Source organism: Streptomyces sp. NBC_00376, from assembly GCF_036077095.1.
Classification (GTDB): domain Bacteria; phylum Actinomycetota; class Actinomycetes; order Streptomycetales; family Streptomycetaceae; genus Streptomyces.
Map to the genome: position 1 here is coordinate 361,810 of NZ_CP107962.1, position 19,728 is coordinate 381,537.

A 19,728-nucleotide genomic window follows, 5' to 3' on the forward strand; every position below is an offset into this window, starting at 1 on the left:
AAATCCGCGACCGGCCCTCGACCGTTCGGCCATGAGCTACCTCTGAGCCCGGCGGGTCCACGCCTCGATGCCGGGCGGTTCCTCGAATCCGGCGACCGAGATCCAGGCTCGTACGAGGTCCTCTTTCGTCGTCACGTGGATGGGGCGAAACATATTGGCCAGGGGCCCCCCTTCGGGGAAGGCAATGGCGAACAGCTCCTCCGACACCACCGCGGCCACCGGCGATCGGCCCCCCGCGTCGAGAGCGGCACGCAGAGCCGGTGAGTCCGCCAGCCGGGTAGCCGTCACGAACGCTCGACCGCGCCACACCTGCTCGTCCCTGCCGATCTCCGCACTGTGCAGAGCGACGCGCAGTCTCAGCTCTCCGGATACGGCGTGGTCGTGCAGAGCGCTTTCCACGTGCCGGAGCAGATCCCGGACGAGACTGGCGCGACGGGTCTCGTGGGGGAAGAACAGGAGCATCTCGCCGTCCCCTGTGCGGCGCCTTTCGCAGTGCACGTCGGACACGTTGGTGAGCACGATGCCAAGGACAGCGTGCAGCGCGTGTTGCCGGTCGACCTGGACGGCCGTCTCGGCGTCGGAGAAGCCCGAGATCTCGGCTACGAGCACGACATATCTCCGCACGGGGCCCGGTGCATCGGCGTGCTGACTCAGCGGCTGCTGGACACCCGCGTCCGATTCCCCATTGTTGAGACGGGCGCGACTCCACTCCGTTCCGGCCTCCACTGCCAGCGTGGTCAGTACCCGCCCCAGGTCGCTGCGCTCCAGCAGGGGGCGCAGCACGTACCGGGCCGAAGGATCGCTGCTGTGTGCACGCAACCAGTTGAGCGCCATCTCCCCGGCTTCCCGTGCCTCTTTCTGGGCGAGGTCCTCCCTGTACAGCAGGGCGTTGAAGACGAACTGGGCGTCGCGGGTGGTGCCGTGACGTCGCAGCCAGCGCATCGCCGGAATCACGGTCCCACGCGCCTCCTCGGGGGTGAGGTCGGTGCGCTGCAACAAGGGGCGCAGGACGAACTTGGCCGACGAGTCGATGCCGACCGCCCGGAGCCAGTCGATGCCCAGGGTGACGAACCGGGTCAGCAGCTCCGGCGGCAGGTCGTCCCTGCGCAGTGCGGCACTCAGGACGAACTGGTTGGTGCGGTGGCCGCCATGCAGGTCCAGCCAGTTCAACGCGCGGTCTGCGACGCTGTGGATCTGTTCCTCTGACAGCTCGCGGTGCCGGAGCAGGGGGCGTAGCACGAACTGCGCCGACAGACTCCCGCCATGGACGTCGAGCCACCCCATGGCGTACTCCAGAACCTGTCGTGCCTCGCTTTCGCCCAGTCCGGTGACCGCGAGGAGGGGGGCGACCACGAACGCCCCGGCCTGGATGCCTCCGTGTACGCTCAGCCAGCCCAGCGCGTGGTGCACAACCTCTGCAGTCTGTTCCCGGGACAGGCCGGTACGTGGCAGTAGACCGTTGAGCACGTACTGGGAGCTCTCGGTGCCTTGGTCGGCGCGCAGCCAGGCCAGGGCCTGGTCGGCGGCGGCCCGTGCCTCTGCTGGTGTGAGATCGGTGCGCCGGAGCAGCTTGCGCAGCGCGGGAGCGGCATTCGCGTGGACGACGGACGGCTCACGTCCCCCCTGAGCGAAATCCGCGAGAACGCGGAAGCGCTCGGCATGCTCCGTGTCGCCGCGTTCGCGCGCGGCCCGGGCGATGGCCTCCAGGTCCGGTGCGGACGCGTGCTCGGCCAAGGCGTTCCACAGGCTTTCGGGCGGGGCGAGACGGCGGCGGAGCTCACGTCGGTGCCGCACGATGTCGTCCGAGAGCCGGAAGTGCGGCCGCGAGCCGCCCGCGTCGTGCGCCGCCGGCGGCACGGGGGACAGGCCCATGCCGATCAGGGCGTCGACAGGGACATCCCCCGGAATGGACGGGGCCGACCCGGTGCCGAGGTAGTCCACGGCGCCCTCCGCGAGGAGTGTGCCGGACATCAGAGGGCCGTGTCCGCAACGGCGGGCATCGATCGCGGCATCCACGACGGCGTCCATGACGGCGCGTTCGACGCCCGTCCCGGAGAGATACCGCTCGACCGCGCTGTCACCCGTCGGCAGGGTCTCGAAGACCAGGCTCTCTTCGTACAGGGTGCGCGCCTGCACGTGAGGATCGTCGTCGGTGGCTCCGGGGACGTTCGCCAGGGTGTTCCCGTCCTCGGTCCTCAGCGATCCCAGTACGAGTACGGGACCGCGATCGACCGTGAGCAGAAGGGACCGCAATCCGGACGCGATGCGCTCACCCCGGCCGCCGTCCGACCGGTCCAGGAGGTAGCGTTCCGCCTTGTCCAGCCATATCACCGTGCACGGGCCGATCGTGGACGGGGCATCCAGGGCCGCTTCCAGCTCGGCACCGGAGGAAGGCTCCCACAGCCACCAGTCGCGCGGCAGCAGGCGCGCGGCCTCAACGCTCGCCCGGCTCTTGCCGGAGCCGGGCGGCCCCACGAGCAGAGCCATCACGCTGGCCCCGGCGGCGCAGTCCCGCACGACGGCCTGTAGCCGTAGGTCGCTGTCGCGCACCTGGTACGGGGCCAGTTCCAGCCTCTCGGCGTCCTCGACGAGTTCTGCGACGGGACGGCCGAGTCGTGAGTGTCGTCCGGACGGTCTGCGGCCTCGCCGTTTCTCCGCCGCGGCAGCGTGATGGCGCAGCGCGGCGAGCCGGAACAGCGTCCGGCCGCCGTCGCCTTCCGGCTCCGCCTGTCGGACGAGATGGCGTGTCAGCCAGTCGAAGGCCTTTCCGTCGGTCGGAACGCTCCCTCCGGCGAACCACTCGTACAAGGTGGTGGACCGGAGGGACACCGGAGGCGACTCCTGGGCGGCCCGCCCGATCATCTCCGAGTGCGTCGGACTGCCGGCCCGCCTGTGCAGTGTCCGCAGGGCGGCGGCGAGCGCGGCCGGGCTGTCGGGTGGAGCCGCGCCGTACCGGGTCTGGAGGAGGAAGACAACGGCCACGCCCGCTTGAGGAGCCTCCCGCTCGACCACGGTCACGGACCGGTCCAGAGGCGCGAGACCGTCGGGCTTGTCCGACTCGTCGAGAAGCATCCTGAACTCGATGAGGGAGGAGGCTGCCGCGCCGCTCCCGAGCGCGTCCTCCACCGTGACATGCAGGGGGCCGCCGGGGGCGTGCCACACCAGGCCTTGCCCGGTCGCGTCGTCCTCCTGGGGCCGCCTTCGCAGGTCGACACCCTCGGTGGAGGGGTACCTGCTGAGATCGTCGACCACATCGACAGGCTTGAGCGGGCCTTCCGCCGTGCGGAGACCGTCGAGGTAGGTGTCCCGCCCCGGCCAGCCGCCCAGGGGAGACGACAGCGCAGAGCGCGTGTATGCGATCAGGTGCCGCAAAAGGATTCTGGCATCCCGGAGCGTGTCGACGGCAGGGCCCATGAGGCTCTGCACCGCATCCCCAATGTCACTTGCGACGATCGACGCCTCGTCGTCCGGACCGGCCGCCCCACCCGCACGTCCTTTGCCGGGGATCGGGCGCTCTGTTGTCTGCCCGCGACCGACCGAGCGCGCAGGCACGGTGACGGAGTCCGCCAACGGCGAATCCGCCACGGGGAGTTCGTCCGCTGCCCACGCGTCGTGCAGGACGGCCGCGATGCCCTGCGGAGCATACGGATGCGCGGCGGCGTGCCGGCTGAAGGCGGCTCGGGTCTGCCACTCGTCGTGGGTCGTCAGGTGCGTGCGCAAATACGTCCGGGCGGCAGCGTGCAGGACCAACACCGGATCACCGCCGGGGTCGCGCCGTATCACGAACAGGCCGCTGGTCAGGACCTCGGCCAGATCGGAATACGTGGCCGCGGGGACCGCCTGGTCGCGCAGCACGTGCAGGAGGGGAAGGGGCAGCTCCCGCAGGCCGGAGCAGAGGACGGCCAGGCGCACGGCGGGGGCCGGCGCCGTATGGGCGAACGCCTCGGCCAGCAGGGCGGGATCGGGCTGCCGGGCCGGAGCCGATCCCGCGCGCCCCTCGGGGAGGCGGCCGGTGGCGGGGACGAGGACGGCGCCGCATCCAGCGGGGTCGCTGCGCATGAGGGTGTTCGCCCAGGCGCCCAAGGAGTGCGGGGTGCACGACACGACGGGCAGGGCGGACCACGACCCGGCGGTCTTGTCATCCTCTTCGTACGCTCGAGGTCTCAGCCGCGGCGGCACCGTGAAGCGGAGGGAACCGTTGGGACTGCCTGCCCGACCACCCGTCACGCTTACGGCGGTCAAGTTCAGGGCGGAGCGGCGCCACAGACGCGGGGGCAGCGGGTCGAGCAGCGCCACCGGGATCTGCTCGCCCCACTCGCGCAGGAGCAGCCAGGGCGCCGGGGTGTGCCAGCCGCGGGCGGCGCAGTCGGAGACCACCACGACCAGGCGCCTGCCCTGGGTGCCGCTGCCGTGGTGGGGGACGCGCGCGCCGCGAACCTCGCGCCCGTGGTGGTCGAGTACACGCGGCTCGGGTCCCTGCCACTCCAGCCGCCAGGTGTGGACAGCGCGGAATCCTCCCAGAGCGGTCAGGAGCCGGATCACCGCGCGTGAGGTCTCCTCCCACACGCTCATGCTCAGGGAGGAGTCCACGAGGACGACCGCCTCGAACCAGGGCTCCGGAGCAGGGCGGAACAGCGGGACCAGGGGGCCTCCGCGTGCGTAGTGCTCCACGGTGGCTTCGATGTCCAGCCGACTGCGCCCACCACGCCGCCACGGCCTGCGGAACGGCTGGATCGCACGGCCGACGGCCAAGGCGTCCGGCAGCGGATCGGCGCGCCCCAGGGACAGGGGGACACCGCGCACTGTCGTACCCGTCCCGGAGCGGCGCAGGGACAGCTCCGCGCTTCCCCTGCTCGGTGCACCGGCGGCCCTCACGTTCTCGGGCGCGTCCCCGTCGGCACCCGCCACCACGTCGGGCGCCGGGTCCGGTGTCATCTCGTCGGCATGGACGGCCGTCGACGGTACGCCGCCTTCTCCGACGACACCGGAGGCCGCCAGCCACACCGCGTCGGCGAGGGTGCCCGCGTCTGCCCCGGCAGGCAGCGACACCCGGCTCAGCGCCTGGAGAAGGCGGGCCAGAGCGTCAGGCACGGGAGAGTTCACGCAGGATCAGCTTGCGCAGCTCCTTGTACTGGTCCGGTGCGGGTGCGTGGTCGCCGGTGAGCAGGGCCACGGCGTTCAGCAACTGGTCGATGGCCAGATGCTCGCCCGCACCGACACGCCCGGCGAACGCTGTGACGAGCTTCTCGACACTGTCAGGCACATCGTCGAAGTGAGCCTGGACGATCCCTTTCAGTAGTCCTTCGTCCAGCGGCGGCATGGCGTAGCGGATGCAGCGCCGCAGGAAGGCCGGTGAGAAATCCCGCTCGCCGTTGCTGGTCAGGAGGATGAACGGGAACTGCGTGCACCGCACGCGACCGCGCTCGACGGAGTGCTCCTCGTCGCTGTGCCACTGCCGGACCAGGACGCGGGGGCGGCGGTACCGTACGAGTTCGGGGATCTCGAACTCACCGCGCTCCAGCACTTCCAGCAGATCGCTGGGCAGGTCCAGGTCGCTCTTGTCGATCTCGTCGATGAGCAGGGCGCGCGGCCGCTCCCCGGGCAGCAGAGCGGTACCCAGCGGACCCAGTTGGAGGAAGGGGGAAATGTCGTCCCGGCTGCGCCCGTGCCCCGCCGCCCTGCCCGCCCGTCCGTGCGGCGTCGCGGCGCGCAGGCTCTGGGCATGGATGCGCCCCAAAGCGTCGTAACGGTACAGGGCTTCGGTCAGCGAGCTACGGGACGTGATGTGCCAGCGCAGCACAGGGCCGAGGTCCAGCTCGTGAGCGACCTGCTCGATCACGGTGGACTTGCCCGATCCCGCCGGTCCGCTGACGAGGAGTGGCCGGCGCAGGTGTAGGGCCGTGTTGACCGCGTCCACGAGACCAGGCGGTGGCTGGTACTGCCGGTGCTGCGGCGTACGGGGGAACGTGCGCCACGGGGGCGGATCGGCCAGCGGAGTGTCCCGCTGCTTGCCGTCGCCGCGGTAATAGGGATTCCAGCTCACCATTCCTCCTCGGGGCCGACCACGACGCGTTGTTCGAAGGGTCGGCAGAATTCCAGCCAGGCTTCGTCGTGCCAGACCGCGCGAACGTCCCCCAGACACGTCCCGCAGTCCTTGTGTTCCGCGGACCACCGCTGCCGGTAGGCGGCGGCCAGGCCGTCAGGAAGGCTGTGCCAGCTCTGCTGAACCAGGGCCCGCAGGGCATCGGTCGCCCGGGTGTCCGAGCGCGGCCACAGGATGATCGGAGCGTAGGGCAGCAGCTGCTCCAGGGTGTCCTGCAGGCTGTCGGGATGATGGTCGAGCCCGACCACGGTGTCATACCGGCCGGTCATGAGGCCCCGTTCGAGCCCTTGCCGGTCGTCCAGGACAGACACCCCGATCCACTCCACCGCCACGGCGGCGGTCATGCCGCGCAGGGTCTTACGGGCAGCGTCGTTCATCTCGGCATTCTCTTCGGCCGGATCCATACGGCCGCTCCACCGGACCACGACGTCGTGGTTGACCCCGAGGAGGCGATGGCCGACCTTCGCCTCCTCGGGCTGCCAGCGCGCCAGCAGGTGAGCGGGGGCTGCGACGTCCACGTTGACCAGCTGTTCCGGCGAGGGGAGCCGGTCGCGCGCCCACGCGAGCACGGCACCGATCGCCCGGCCCGTGCCCAGGCGGTCCGCGGACCCACACCGGAAGCGCTGATGTACCGGCAGCCGCTCCCCGGTACCGACGAGCCAGGCATCCACTTCCTCCGGCCAGCCGGTCAACGCGCCGGCCAGGCTGACGACGAGGCGCAGCTCCCCCTGCTGCCGCTTCCGCGCGAGCTCAGTCCTGGCATCGTTAAACTCGGTGACCGCCCCGAGGCCACGCGCCCACTGCCGCAGCTGTGCGTCGACCTCGGCCTCACCACACAGTTCGGCGAGGGCTGCGACGAACCGGGCAGGCGCCTTCCACCGGGGCTCATCGACGCCCTCCACACGCAGCGCCGCGTACTCGACCAGGTCGCGCAGCAGCTCGGCGCCCTCCGCGTCGGGAGGAAGCCCCGCCAACTGGCGTGCGTCACGCAGCAGTTCGCTGGTCAGGACGTCGGCGAGCACCGTGTTGAGGAGCGCCACCGTATCGGCACACGTGAGGAGCGTGGCCACCACCTGGATGACCCGGGCGCGCCACCGTGGGTCGGCCACGTCGTCCACCTGGCCCTCCTGGGCGAATGTGTGCAGACCATCGAGCTCCCCGCGCGTCAGAGGCGTCGGCAGCCGCATGTCGGCCCGCCACATCGACACGGCTTCTTCGAGGTCCCGCAGGCCCACCGGCCCCACCGGGCCGCCTGCTGCACCGGGGGCGGAGCCCACGTTGCGGGCCAGCCACAGCCCCTCGGCGACGAAGGGGTCGTTGTCGTACTCGAACCGTCCCACGGCCTGCCCGACGACACGGCTGCGCAGCTTCCTGGTGAGCTGCCTGTCCGCGTACACCTTGGTGCCCGCTCCGGCGAGACCCTCCCGCAGTACTTCGACCAGCGCGAAGGACAGGCGCATGCCCCGGGCGGCCTGGTCGGCGGCCGCGGCGGTGAGGACGGACAGTCTCGTACGGCCGGCCCTGACCCCGCCCGCGATCCGCCCCGCGTCCGGCATCGCGCCGGCCGCGTGACAGGTGTCGACGAGGGCGATCACGCCCTCGACCCCGGGCTCGTCGACGGCGTCTGTGAGCAACTGGCCCACGTGCAACGCGGACATGGTGCTTCCGGTCGTGGACCCGGCGACCATGTAGTACAGGTCGGCCTGTTGCGGCGGGGTGAAGCCGTGTCCGAGCAGCGCCACCACCAGGACGGCGTTGTCCTCCCGCGCGCACCGGACCGCCTCGTGCACGGCCTTGAGGACATCCTCGGTGGTGAGCGTCGAGCCGACCAGGAGGGAACCGTGCTCGCCAGCGCGAGGGGCACAGGCCCCGAGCGCCGGGTCCGTCAGCACGGCATGCAGATCCTGGGCGGCCTTCCTCAGCCGGGACAGCTTGCCCATGGCCGTGCACTGCGCACCCACAACGACAACGTGCCGGCGTCGCTCGTCGGTCACCTCTTCAGCGCTTCGATCAAGGGCCCGGCGACGCCCGGCTGTCGGAGGTACTTCGTTGCCGTGTGGACCCACAGACCGTCGGAATTCACGCGACTGGTCACCGGTAGGACCCCCGCCGCGTTGGGCAGCATCCAATTCTCCAGGCGAGGTCGGCCCACCACGATGTCGTCGCGGTCCCAGAAGTTCAGCCACCGCTCGACGCGGTCGGGGGTGCGGGGCGGCTGCGGCACCAGCCGTTGCAGCACCGCCGCCCCGGTGGCCAGCGGGGATCCCAGCGTCATCAGCAACGGAACCGGCCCCTTGTGGTCGCGCAGCGCTTCGAACGCGACCACGGTGCCCAGCGAGTGGCTCACCATGATCAGCGGCCGGCCGGGATCGGTCCCCTTCAGTACCCGCTCGCGGATCCGAGCGTCCAGAGTGCGCCGGGTGCCGTCGGCTTCCCGCCTGCGGAGGTAGCGCCCGACCTGGGCCAGGTGCCACAGCAGCGGTATGCCGCTCGCCCACTGCGCGGACCCCCGCAGCCCCGGTACCTGCAACAGGGTCGTCAGAACCCTCCCGAGAACACGGAACGGCTCTCCGGCGCCCTGCTCCTCGTCCTCGTTGTCGCCCGGCAACTGCGCGCGGGCGTCTTCGGCCACGGCTGCCGTCCGCCGGTCCCCCCGCTCCAGGGCCTGCCGGGCGAGTTCGTCGACCAGCGCCTCGACGAACTCGGTCATGAAGGCGGCGTCCTCCTGTTCGCCGAGCGTCCTGGCTCCGTCTCCCTGGGACTCGGCGTCGGTGAACAGGTCGCTGTAGTCGGCGAAGCGCACCTCTGCCAGCCAGCCCTGCGTCAGCCCGGAGACCGCGTCGGCGTGTCCAGCTCCGCGTGCTCCCTCGGCCAGGGCCGCGAGCCACTCACGTCGTTCACGCGCGGCGTCCCGGAGGCCGCCGATCCCGTGGACGAACACCAGTTGAGGAGTGCCCGAAACGCTCACTCGTGCCCCCGAAGTACCTTGCTCCGACAATCAGGTGAACCCTAGCGACAACTCATGGCCCCGGGGCGTGAATCAGCCATGTGACGGGCGGAGGGCGGCGCCGGGGCGAGATTGGTCCGCCCGGTCAGGGCTGCGGCGAAACGTACCTCGGGGTGTTGCGCGAGGGCCCGGCCCGTGTGCGCGAGTGCGTGAGGAGCGACGGTAAGCCAGCACAAGGCCTCGACGCCCTGTCCGAGAGGCTCGTGGTCGTACTAGACGGCCAGATGGAGGACACCGGTGGCGCGCAGCCGCTCCTGGCGCCGCTTGGCCGCGGTCTCCGACAGGCCGCCGACGGTCTGCAGTTCGGTGAGGGAGGCCCGGCCGTCGAGTTGCAGCACGTTCAGCATGGCCAGGTCGGCGGGTCGGGGGCGACGGGCGCTGGGAGGGGTGCGGCGGCAGGGATACGCAGGGCGTTCTCCTCGTCGGGATCGAGCGCGCTGATCTTGCGCAGCCAGCTGAGGGGGCGAAGCGGGACGTGGTCTCGTACGTGGGCACGACGAACTCCTCCTGGAAGCACGACCTCGGCCGGTGGTCGGGGCGGTGGTGGTTGTTCGTGTGAAGGGGCCGGTGACGTGGTGCTGTCTGGGCCGCTCAGCGGGAGCCAGTTGGAGGTGCGACTTCTGGAGATAGTGGGGATTGCGCGATTTGCTGCGGGGTCTGGACAGGTCTCGTAGAAGGCGTGCATCACCCCTGGCAGCCGCGTCCCGTCTGCCGCCGTTACGAACGGCCTGGCGCGGTCACGGTTGGTGCACGGTGTGCCGCATGAAGCGCCATAACCGGGTGATAGGACTGGTGTGCATGGGAGGGTGAAGAACATTCAGGTGAGCAGGTGAGTAAGGAGACGTGGCTGACGTGGCCGAGGGGACGGGGCCGAGCCCGAAGCTGACCCGTACACACCGGGCACTCATCGGAGTGGTAATGGCCGGAGCGGTGCTCATCGCCGCGATCGGGTTCGCGGGTTCGTACGCGGCGGTGCGCGAACTCGCCCTCCAGAAGGGCTTCGGGGACTTCTCGCTGGTCTTCCCGATCGGTATCGACGCGGGTATCTGTGTCCTGCTCGCCCTGGACCTGCTGCTGACCTGGCTGCGCATCCCGTTCCCGCTGCTGCGCCAGACCGCCTGGCTGCTGACCGCCGCGACGATCGCCTTCAACGGAGCCGCGGCCTGGCCCGACCCGCTCGGCGTCGGCATGCACGCCGTCATCCCGGTGCTGTTCGTGGTCTCCGTCGAGGCCGCCCGCCACGCGGTGGGCCGGATCGCCGACATCACGGCCGACAAGCACATGGAGGGCGTCCGCCTCACCCGCTGGCTGCTCTCCCCCGTACCGACGTTCAAGCTGTGGCGCCGCATGAAGCTCTGGGAGCTGCGCAGTTACGAGCAGGTCATCAAGCTCGAACAGGACCGGCTGATCTACCAGGCCCGCCTCCAGGCCCGCTTCGGCCGCAACTGGCGCCGCAAGGCCCCCGTCGAGTCCCTGATGCCGCTGCGCCTGGCGAAGTACGGCGTCCCGCTGGCCGAGACCGCCCAGGCCGGCCTCGCCGCCGCGGGCATCGAACCCGCCCTGCTCCCCCCGGCCCCGGCCCAGGCCGCCCGGGTCCCGAAGCAGAGGCAGAGCCCCGCCGGTGAGACCTCTGCCGCGCAGAAGATGGAATTTACGCAGCTGCGTGCCGGAGAACTGCATCCGTCATTCCAGGTGCCTTCAGTAGCCGCTGTACGGCAGCCCGAACCGGCACCGGACGATGCCAGGGCCGGCGGACGTCTCGCGGATGCCTACCGGGCCTGGATTGGCGCCTATGGTTCCGAGCCGACGAGTGCGCAGTTCGCACTCTGGCTCCAGGACCGGTACGGCATCGCCACAGCAGCCGGAGACCCGCTGTCCGACGAGCAGATCAGGCCCCTGCTGCAGGTGCTCAAGCAGCGCGGCGCGCCCGCACCCGACGGCGGGTCCGGCCCCGGTGCTTCCCAGGACGCATCCGAAGAAGAGACATGGACCGACTACTTCTACAACGCCTGGCTCACGTACGCGGCGGAACGAGGCTCGTATCCTGACGCCGGCGCCCTCGCTGAGTACGTGTACCAGCGCGACGGCATCCTCGGCGCCACCGGGCAGCCCGTCACCGCAGACGAACTTCGGGATTACGTCGTCCTGTTCCAGGAGCATGAACAGGGCAACGACGGGACTGGGCCTGCTCCGCAACACCGAGCTCGGTACAACGGCGACGACAACCTCGGCGAGGCCGGTCCGGCACGGGCGGAAGCGGACCAGACCGTCGAGACGGCCCCCGATCACGAGGGTGAGGAGAGCGACGATCAGGGCTCTCTCCCGAGCGGACCCGATGACGACCCGGAGGAGCAGCTCGGTGCACCGCCATGGTTCGTTGCTGGCCAGCAGGATCAAACGCGGCCGATGGAACAGCGCGCCGTACACGCGTCCGGGCGGGAGAGTAGCGGCCGCAGCGTTGTTCAGGTGCGGGTCCCGAAGCCCCGTGATGAGGGCGAGCCCGACACCGAGGAGTCGGCCCCGGACATCCGTGAGAGCGAGGTCGAGCAGCAGGACGGCTCTCACCTGACCTGCCCGGCACGGGTGGAATTCCACTACAGGCAGTTGTCACCGGAGGAGCAGAAGCGTTCGGCGAAGGCTCTTGCTCCAGTCCTGGCGGAGCGCTGCGGCTACCAGGAGGGCACGGTGCGGAAGTACCTCGGGCCGATCAAACGGGCCGCCGGTGTGTGACGTTCCACCACCGTGGAATGCGGGCGAGCTGCCCGGAGCGCTGCACGGGGGTGGGGGTGGAATCCACGGATTTCACCCCCACCCCCGTCTGCTGTCCCGGCCCCGCAGGCGCATCCGGGGCCATTGCTTTCCGGCATTGGAGCAGCGGGTGTGCGGCCGGGGAGTGCTGGGGTGAGGCCTGGCGTCGGCTCAGGGGGTGGAATGCTGTGACCTGCAATTTTCCAGTGTGGGTCAGCATTTGGGTCATACCCTGCTCGCGTCTTCCGCGCTGCTGTCACTGCTCGTCGAGAGGGCGGGCGGTGCTGTCGGCAGGCCGTGGCCAGCAGTGGGGGACAGGTCGTTCTGTGTGGGAGCGGCCAGGTGGAAAACGGGCACGGCGTCGCTGCGACGGGCGCGGTCGGGGGTGGAATTTTCCACGTTCCTTGTGGCCTTGCGGTCGGCGCGGTGGCTGGGTTGGTGAGCGGGTTTTCCACCCTGCTGCGGGAGCCTTCGGCGGTCGGGGATCTGGGCGGCGAGGGGTGGAACGTAGCCGCGTCTCCGGTTGTGCTGTGTGACGGTCTGTCATTGTGCCGGGCACTTGTGGCCGGCGCTGTGGGCGTGGCGGGCCGCCGCTCAGGGCGGGCGCCGGCAGAGGTGGCCGCCAGCAGGAGGCCGGTCTCCCGGATGTGGCCGGGGCGGTTCTGGTCCATTCGGTGGCAGCGGGTGCCGCGTCAGGGGGGGGGGCGGGCGGTCTCCTCTCCACGACGGCAAAACTTTCAGTGAAACTTGAAGTGTGGTGGTGGGTGTGTCACGCTCGCCCCATGAGCGAACCGGATTTTGCCGCACTGCGGAAGCGAGTCGAGAAGGCGGAAAAGGTCGCCGACAGCTACAGGACCGAGCTGTACGAAGCTGCCGTCACTGAAGCCATGAAATCGACCGTGTACGGCCACGTCTCCGCCGTTGCCCGGGAGTCAGGCATCAACGTTCAGCACCTTCGTGACCTCATCAACAAGGTCGACCCCGGATGGCTCGCCAAAGCGTCCGAGGAACGCCAGGCCGCCAAGTCCAAGCGCAAGGAAACGGCGTGACGTGACATAAGCGCAGCCCCGGCCGGATCCTACGGCCCCTGCTGCGCACAGCCATATGCCGGCACGTGCTGACCTGCAGTTTTCCAACTGGGTCAGCATTTGGGTCAGCGCGCTTTCCCTGTAACTGGCCGATGCGCCGAAGGCTCTGCACTTCGCTCGGAAGTGCAGAGCCTTCGGCGTTCACCGGCACCCGAGCAGCCTCGGGTGAGGCATCCTGCGGCCGTCCCCGCGCAGGGGGAGCCGACGGTCCGGCCTGCGGCCTGCTACAGCAGGCGGAGGACCTGCTCCGTCTCCTCGTCCATGGAGGAGCCCAGCTCCAGGAGGAGTTCGTCGAGCTGCCGGACCGACGATTCGAGCGCGGCTTCTTCACCAAGCAGTGACAGCGCCCGGAACTTGTGGCGCCACAGGCATTCCATTTCCCGCGCGACGTCCAGGCCTCGGGTGGCTGCCCACAGGGCGTTGCGTGCGTCCCCGCGGGCGAGGTACCGCTCCGCGAGGTCGTCGGCCGCGTCCACGATCGCGGAGATCATTTCCTGGGCCAGGGATTCCGCCCACGCGTACCGGCGGGACGGGATGCCGGAGAACGGCCGGCCGTGGACGAGTTCCAGAGCCTGGCGCAGCAGCTGATCGCCGGCCGGGCCGTCGGTGGTTCGGCCGGAGTGGGCCAGCTGCTGGAAGCGGTCCCAGTCGCAGCCGACACCGGCCAGCCGGTAGAGCTTGTCGGGCTGGGTGCTCACGTGGGGGAGGTGCTTGTTGCCCTGTGCGTCGGCGCCCAGCCATCTGCGGACGTCTCCGAGGCGGGTGTTGCGTGTGTCGCGGGTGACGATTCCGCCGGGTGCGAGGACCTCGTCGAGCTGGTGGTGGTTCGCCCCGGGGTGAAGCACCAGCCAGGCCGTCATTTCCAGCGCGAGGGTGCGCCGGTTGGACTTGATGGTGCCGTTGGCGCCGAGGAGATCGACTGTCCCGAGGACCTGCACCAGCGGGCGGTCCGGGCTGCTGTCGGCGCCGGCTCCGGCGGGCTGCTCGGGAAGAGGGACGGCCTCGTCGCGGGCGGGTGTGGCCTCTTCCGGGCCGGCAGGTGCGGGGATCCGGGAGCTGACCCGGGGGGCGGGGCTGGACAGCGACGGCAGGACGGGAGTTCCGGGGGACGGCGATGCGGTGGGCAGCGGCTCCGGTCCGGCGGGCGGGGCGGCAGGGTCTTCCTCGTCGTCGGTGCCCTCGTCCTCCAAATCGGCGAAAGCGGCCATCAGCCCCGGCTTGCTCACCGGCTCTGCAGCCTCACGTGCGGAAGGTGCCCCTGCCTCCGAAGGGACAACGGGGGAGGGCTGCTGACTCCCCACCGACTCCGTGGCCGGCTCCTGTGCAGGGGCGGGGACGTCGCCGGGTGCGTCCGCGGTGAGCGCGACGTCCAGGATGCTGGCGTATTCGGCGTCGGAGCACACCGACAGTGCGACGCTGACCGAGGTGCCCGGAACGGTGACGTACGGCAGATCGGTGTCCACCGACCACGCTGCGCCCGCTGCTTCCAGTACGGCGGTGCTGCTCGTAACCACGGCCACCGCCGACCGAGGCTGCCGCCCCAGCACCTCCCACAGCACATCCAGGGTTCCCTCGGGCGCCGGGCAGGAATCCAGATCCGCGACGACGACCAGCGGCCACAGCCCGCCCACCTCCGCCACCGAAAGATCCGGCGCCCCGCTGGCCCCGTCACCGAGACCGTCCAGGGCCTGCTGCTGCTCCGCGTGATGGGCCTGCAGGACCTGTACCGCGTCGGCCAGGTCCGGATACGGAGTGACCCGGTCGCTGTCCACCATCGCCAGTCCGGGAGCGGTGTCCTCTCCGGCGACCGCGATGTCGAGCTGCTCGGCGAGCGGTGAGAGCGCGAGCGTCAGCGCGAGGGTCCGCAGGACCTCGCCGCGCAGGCCGCCGGTGAGGTGGAGCGCGCCGGTGTGCTCCAGGTCGACGAGCACGATCGCGCCCTGGTCGTCCTTACCCAGCGCGATCAGCCCCGGATAGGGCGGATCAACCTCCTGGCTTTCCTGCGGGGGCAGCAGTTCACCGGAGTCCGCCGGGCACCACCACACCGTGCTCTGCGACGGATCGGTGGTGAACGGGGCGACCGCCGGGGCGGGCGCGTCCAGGTGCAGCCGGACCCCCTCGGTGCCGAGCTGCACAGCGGCCAGGGCGGGAAGCTGCCGGCCCTCCTCGGCAAGGGTCGCCGCTGCTGTACGCAGCGCCCGGTCCAGCAAGGTCAGTTCCTCGCTGGCGTCCGCGCTGCGCAGCGCGATTTCCGTGAGGGCGGCCTGGCCGGAGGGCATCGGGATGCGGTGGCCGCGGCGTCGGCGGCGCTGCTGCAGGATCCGCCGGGTGGCCAGGGTGCCCACGAGTCCGGCGGCCAGGACTCCGGTGGCTCCCAGGCCGACCATGCCGGCCCGCATCCCGGTCGTAGTCTGTCCGTCCTTGGCGGCGGCGGTGGCTTCCGGCGCCGGTTTGCCGGGCGACGGCGTCTTTGCGGCGGGGGAGGGCGTCACCGTGGCAGACGGGTCCGCAGTCCGGCTCTGGTCGGGGGAAGGGGTGGCGGGCGCCGACGGCTCGGTATCCGGGGTTGGCTGTGTCGGCGGTGCAGGGTCCTTCTTGGCCGGCTTCGACGATTCGTGGTCGTCCCGGGCGGGGGGCTTGGTACCGGAGTCGGAGCTGTGGCCGGGCAGGGCGAGTTTCTGGCCCGGATAGATCCGGTCGGGATCGTCGAAGACCTGCCCGTTCGGCTGCTCCTCGCCCTTGTTCGCTTTGTACAGCTCGGGCCACCGGTCTCCGTCGCCGAGCTGTTCGTCGGCGATCTTTGACAGGTAGTCGCCCGGTCGGACGGTGTACGGCTTCGGGGAATCTGCGCCCTCTTCCTGTGTGTTGGCCGAGGTCTTTGCCGCCTGGGTGGCGGTGGGGGAGCCGGGCCCGGTCTCGGGCGTGGCGGGAGGCCGGGCATCGGCGGGCAGCGTGATGACCGCGCCCTTGGGTAGGTACTGGTCGCCGGCGGCGAGTTCGGGGATGCCGGGGTTGAGAGCCGCGATGTCCTTCCACCGGGGCCCGCTGCCCAGATACGTCTCGGCGAGCTCCCACGGTGACTCCGTGGTGGAGGTGACGGTGTGCCGCAGCCCGGCCTGGTTGGTCCGCGTGGTGTCGTGCTTCGCCGACGGGCTGCCGGTGTCCTGCCCGACGGTGTGGGTCGCGGTCGCGGCGACCGCGGGAGTGACTGTGGCCGCGGACGCGGCGGTCGGGGCGAGCAGCACGATGCCGCCGATCAGGAAACTGGCGAGCGACTGCATTCCGCCCAGGCCCCGGATGCGGGGGGCGGAGCGGCGGCGCAGCACGGCCACGAGCTCCACCAGGACGGAGAACCCGAATGCCGCCCACGCGACCCAGCCGATGCAGGTCAGGACGACAAGGAACAGTGACCCGTCGTCCTGCTGGGTCAGCAGGTCCAGCCCGCCGGAGAGCTCGGTCGGCTGGTGGCCCACCCTGAGAAGCAGGTACGGCACGCCGCCGACCAGGGCCACCAGGAGGGCCAGGCCGAGCAGCGCCCGCAACAGGGCTGCGGCGGCGCGCAGCGGGGCGGGGATGCGGTGGGCCATGGTGGGGCTCAGCCTCCAGCTTGGGTCTGCAGATGGGCTTTCGCGGTGCCGGTCACGTTGATCGTGCCTACGCCGACGAACTGTGCGAAGTAGGTGTCGTAGGTGTCGTGGACGGTGACGGTGAGGCTCTGTCCACCTTCGGTGACCTGCACGTCGCCCTGGATGCCGGCGGCGGTGAGGTAGTCCTGGACAGCCCCGACGGCGGCGTCGGGGTCGATCGTGATGGCGGTTCCCTCGATGGCCTGGGCGGGGTCGAGTTGCTGGCCGGCGGTGCGGGCGGCCTCCTGGGCGAGCGAGGTCGCGCGGTTCCCGGCGTTCAGAGCGCCGCCTCCGTCGACGAGCAGCCCCATCACCATCAGGATCGCGAGCGAGGCCAGGGCGAAGAACAGGGACATCGATCCGCGGTCGCGGCGGCGTGCGGTCAGTGCCGCATGCCGCTGGTCCATGAAGCGGCGGACTGCGGTGGTCACTGGCGCCCCCGGTAGGTGTCGATGGGGCTGGTCCACGACGCGGTCAGCGTCTTGGCCCCGGGCAGGCCCGGCAGCCCGATGTCGGAAAGGTTCGCCGTGCAGGCGACCGTGGCCGTCACATTCGCCTCCACCCCGATATCGAGGGCGTAGCCGGCGGTGTCGACCACGACACTGGAGGTCCGGCACGTGATGCCCTCGCCCTGGAGGCTGCGGGCGGCCGCGGCCTGGGCCTGCGCCTGGGCGCTGCCGGCGTCGCGTTCCAGGGACGCGGCGCGGGCAGCGGCGCGGGCGGCGGAGTCCACGGCACCGTCGGCGTCCGTCACCCGCCCGAACGCGATCATGAGCAGGAGCAGGGCGATCATCACGGGTGCCAGAACCGCGGTCTCCACCGCGTAGGAGCCCCGGTCACGGCGCAGCCCCTGCGCCAGTCGGTGACCGTAGGCGCGGGCCGTCACGGGGTGGTCCAGCGCTCGACCGGCGCGTCGGCTTGCTGGACGACGTCCAGCGTCAAGCCGGGCACCAGTGTGGCGACGCTGCCGCGCACGGTGATGCGGATCTCCTGCGCGCTGCTGCCGGCCGATGACACGCTCGCCCCCTGGACGCTCCCGCCGAAACGGCTCAGAAAGTCCTGCGCCTGGGCGACGCCGTCACCTTCGCCGGCACCGAACTGCCGCCCGGCCTCCACACCCTGACGGGCGGCGGACTGGGCGACCTTGCGCGCGTGGTAGTACAGGCCGACCTGGACGGCAGTGAAGATCAGCGCGAGCACGACGACGGCCAGAACCGCGAACTCCACGCTTCCGAATCCGCGGTCGCCCCGCAGCCGGCGCGCGGCTGCGCGCCTTCGCCGACGGGGTACTGCCGCGCCGCCTCTTAGAGGATCGTGTGTGTGGTTCATCGGGCCGATGCCGTGGGCGGCTTGCCGGCCTGTGCCTGCTGAATGCGCTGGACGACCATGTCGGTGAGGGAGAGGAGCCTGTCGGACGGCAGGTCCGTGCCAGCCTTCCAGCTGTACTCGATCTTCGCGATGACGGCACCCTGCCGCACGTTGATTCCCTTGCCAATCCAGACCGGTGAGCTGCTTGACGGCTCGAGCTCGAAGCCGTCGATCTCGTCACCTGGCGGGTTCTCGCCCACTTCGTCGACCGTGCCTTCGCCTTTGAACAGACGGGCAGCAGTTGGGACATTGGAGAAGGAGATGAGACGGATCGCCAGTTCCTGATCCTCAAGATTCGTGAACCCTGCCAGTCCGAACGTGAGCGCCTCACCGCACCACTCGTCCGGCCAGCCCTCGGACTGGCAGTACGTGGCGTCGTCGGTGTTGTCCCACGCCTTGCGGGTGCGGGACTCGTCAAAGTCGACCGGGATACTGAACTCGTTCGGCAGGGCCGCTTCCAGCTGGCTGGTGAGCAGCACGCGGGCTGCGGGCGCGCTCGCTTTGCCGTCGCCGGGGGTGGCCAGCCCCTTCCCTGCGGGAGGCGGGGTGTCGCTCTGGGTGTCGCATCCGCTGCCCAGGACAGCCGTCAGCACGATGACCGACGCGTATGCGGCCAGGCTGGTGGTACGGGACCGCGGGACTTGGGTCACTACGTCTTTCTCCTCTTCGACGTGATGGCGGTACGGGGGCGTGTCAGCCGCCGTTGATGATGCCGATCTTCTCCATGAGCTTGGTGCGGATCGCCAGGACCAGCAGGCCGGCGCCGACGAGCAGCGCACCGGCGATCAGCGCCAGTTCGGTGCTGGTCTGTCCGGCGTCCTTGCCGGCTCTCAGAGCCTCGTACCGGCCGCGGATCCATACGGTCAGGGTCTGGATGTCCATGAGCGTTCTTCTTTCAGCTTCCGAGGATGGTGATCGTGACGGGGATCATCACGAAGGTGAGCATGAGGATGACGCCGAAGGTGACCGGCAGGATCATTGCCGCGCTCGCCGCGTTGGCCTGGGCCTTCGCGTCCGACAGCAGCGCGATGCGCAGCTGCCGGGCCTGGGCCTGCAGGGTGGTGTAGACGGCCGCGCCGTCACCGGCGAGGGCGAGGGTGTCGGCGGGGCGGGTCAGTTCGGGGATGTCGAGTTCGTCGCCGAGCTGCTTGAGGGCGTCCCAGACGGTGACGCCGGCGAGGTCGGCCTGGTGGAAGACCTGCCGCATGCGCACGAAGATGAAGCCGTCGCCGACCTCCGCGGTCTGGGTCAGGGCCTGGGCCGCGCCGGAGTTGGCGATGCGGGCCAGCGCGACGCGCTCCAGGTAGGAGGCGGCGGCGTGGCGGACGACGAGCCGGGCCGCTGCCGCGTCGCGGGCGACTTCCTTGCCGGGCCAGAACCAGAACAGGCCGGCCAGGGCGAGGGAGACGGCTGCGGGAACCGCGAACGGGAAGGCCGCGCCGGCTGCGGCGAGGAGAGCCTGGAGGAGCTGTGGAAGCACCAGGCCGTACAGGGCGAACAGGAACCTCTTGCCCAGGTGCTCGGCCGGACTGATCCTCAGCAGGTTCAGGTCCTTTACGGGCAGCGTGATGCGCCCGCCGAACTCGTCGAGCAGCCGGGCACCGACGCGTTCGGGCAGCGTGCCCGTGGACGTGGGCGCCGTGGTCGGCAGGAGAGGGCTGCTGGTCTTGGAGACGTCCAGCCGGTCCAGCACGGAGGCGAGATCGCGGCGGGCCGGCATGGCGGCGCGGACGGCCAGGCCGATCAGGGCGCCGGCCGCGGCTGCGGGAAGTACGGCTTCCATGGGGA

13 protein-coding genes and 1 pseudogene are annotated in these 19,728 nt (G+C 70.6%); 2 read left to right on the top strand and 12 right to left on the bottom strand.

What is annotated here, in order from left to right:
• Positions 1–36 precede the first annotated feature (36 nt).
• From OG842_RS44785 to OG842_RS44805, 5 genes are all read right to left on the bottom strand, one after another.
• Positions 37–5,091: an SAV_2336 N-terminal domain-related protein gene (locus tag OG842_RS44785; protein WP_266738221.1), complete on the bottom strand. Its 5,055-nt coding sequence runs from the start codon at positions 5,089–5,091 to the stop codon at positions 37–39.
• On the bottom strand, positions 5,084–6,043 hold the full coding sequence (locus OG842_RS44790) for an AAA family ATPase (RefSeq protein WP_266738477.1): 960 nt from the start codon (positions 6,041–6,043) through the stop codon (positions 5,084–5,086). The genes OG842_RS44785 and OG842_RS44790 overlap by 8 nt, the downstream gene beginning before the upstream one ends.
• Positions 6,040–8,064 carry a hypothetical protein gene (locus tag OG842_RS44795; RefSeq protein WP_266738219.1) on the bottom strand — a complete coding sequence of 675 codons (2,025 nt, stop codon included), beginning with the start codon at positions 8,062–8,064 and terminating at the stop codon, positions 6,040–6,042. Before OG842_RS44795 ends, OG842_RS44790 begins: the two co-directional genes overlap by 4 nt.
• Positions 8,065–8,093: 29 nt before the next feature.
• On the bottom strand, positions 8,094–9,071 hold the full coding sequence (locus OG842_RS44800) for a hypothetical protein (RefSeq protein WP_266738218.1): 978 nt from the start codon (positions 9,069–9,071) through the stop codon (positions 8,094–8,096).
• Between the two features lie 251 nt (positions 9,072–9,322).
• Positions 9,323–9,457, bottom strand: a complete 135-nt coding sequence (locus OG842_RS44805; RefSeq protein ID WP_266738216.1) for a winged helix-turn-helix transcriptional regulator — start codon at positions 9,455–9,457, stop codon at positions 9,323–9,325.
• A gap of 571 nt (positions 9,458–10,028) precedes the next feature.
• Between OG842_RS44805 and OG842_RS45625 the strand changes: the two are divergent.
• Together OG842_RS45625 and OG842_RS44815 are read left to right on the top strand one after the other, a co-directional pair.
• Positions 10,029–10,698 (top strand): annotated as a pseudogene (locus OG842_RS45625) (DUF2637 domain-containing protein); the annotation flags it as partial.
• Positions 10,699–12,640: 1,942 nt separating this feature from the next.
• Positions 12,641–12,907 (top strand): hypothetical protein, encoded by a 267-nt coding sequence (locus OG842_RS44815; protein ID WP_266738214.1) that lies wholly within the window; start codon positions 12,641–12,643, stop codon positions 12,905–12,907.
• Positions 12,908–13,170: 263 nt separating this feature from the next.
• Here OG842_RS44815 and OG842_RS44820 read toward each other — a convergent pair whose 3' ends face one another.
• From OG842_RS44820 to OG842_RS44850, 7 genes are all read right to left on the bottom strand, one after another.
• Positions 13,171–16,533, bottom strand: coding sequence for a LysM peptidoglycan-binding domain-containing protein (locus OG842_RS44820; RefSeq protein ID WP_266738212.1), 3,363 nt, complete (start codon positions 16,531–16,533; stop codon positions 13,171–13,173).
• A gap of 8 nt (positions 16,534–16,541) precedes the next feature.
• Positions 16,542–17,003: a TadE/TadG family type IV pilus assembly protein gene (locus tag OG842_RS44825; RefSeq protein ID WP_266738210.1), complete on the bottom strand. Its 462-nt coding sequence runs from the start codon at positions 17,001–17,003 to the stop codon at positions 16,542–16,544.
• A complete protein-coding gene (locus OG842_RS44830; RefSeq protein WP_266738208.1) occupies positions 17,000–17,458 on the bottom strand; it encodes a TadE/TadG family type IV pilus assembly protein in 459 nt (152 codons plus the stop codon). The genes OG842_RS44825 and OG842_RS44830 overlap by 4 nt, the downstream gene beginning before the upstream one ends.
• Positions 17,455–17,799 (bottom strand): TadE/TadG family type IV pilus assembly protein, encoded by a 345-nt coding sequence (locus OG842_RS44835; RefSeq protein ID WP_266738206.1) that lies wholly within the window; start codon positions 17,797–17,799, stop codon positions 17,455–17,457. Before OG842_RS44835 ends, OG842_RS44830 begins: the two co-directional genes overlap by 4 nt.
• A gap of 98 nt (positions 17,800–17,897) precedes the next feature.
• Positions 17,898–18,533 (bottom strand): hypothetical protein, encoded by a 636-nt coding sequence (locus OG842_RS44840; RefSeq protein ID WP_266738205.1) that lies wholly within the window; start codon positions 18,531–18,533, stop codon positions 17,898–17,900.
• Positions 18,534–18,633: 100 nt separating this feature from the next.
• Complete coding sequence (locus OG842_RS44845) at positions 18,634–18,822, bottom strand: hypothetical protein (RefSeq protein WP_266738203.1); 189 nt, start codon at positions 18,820–18,822, stop codon at positions 18,634–18,636.
• Between the two features lie 13 nt (positions 18,823–18,835).
• Positions 18,836–19,723, bottom strand: coding sequence for a type II secretion system F family protein (locus OG842_RS44850; protein WP_266738474.1), 888 nt, complete (start codon positions 19,721–19,723; stop codon positions 18,836–18,838).
• Positions 19,724–19,728 lie beyond the last annotated feature (5 nt).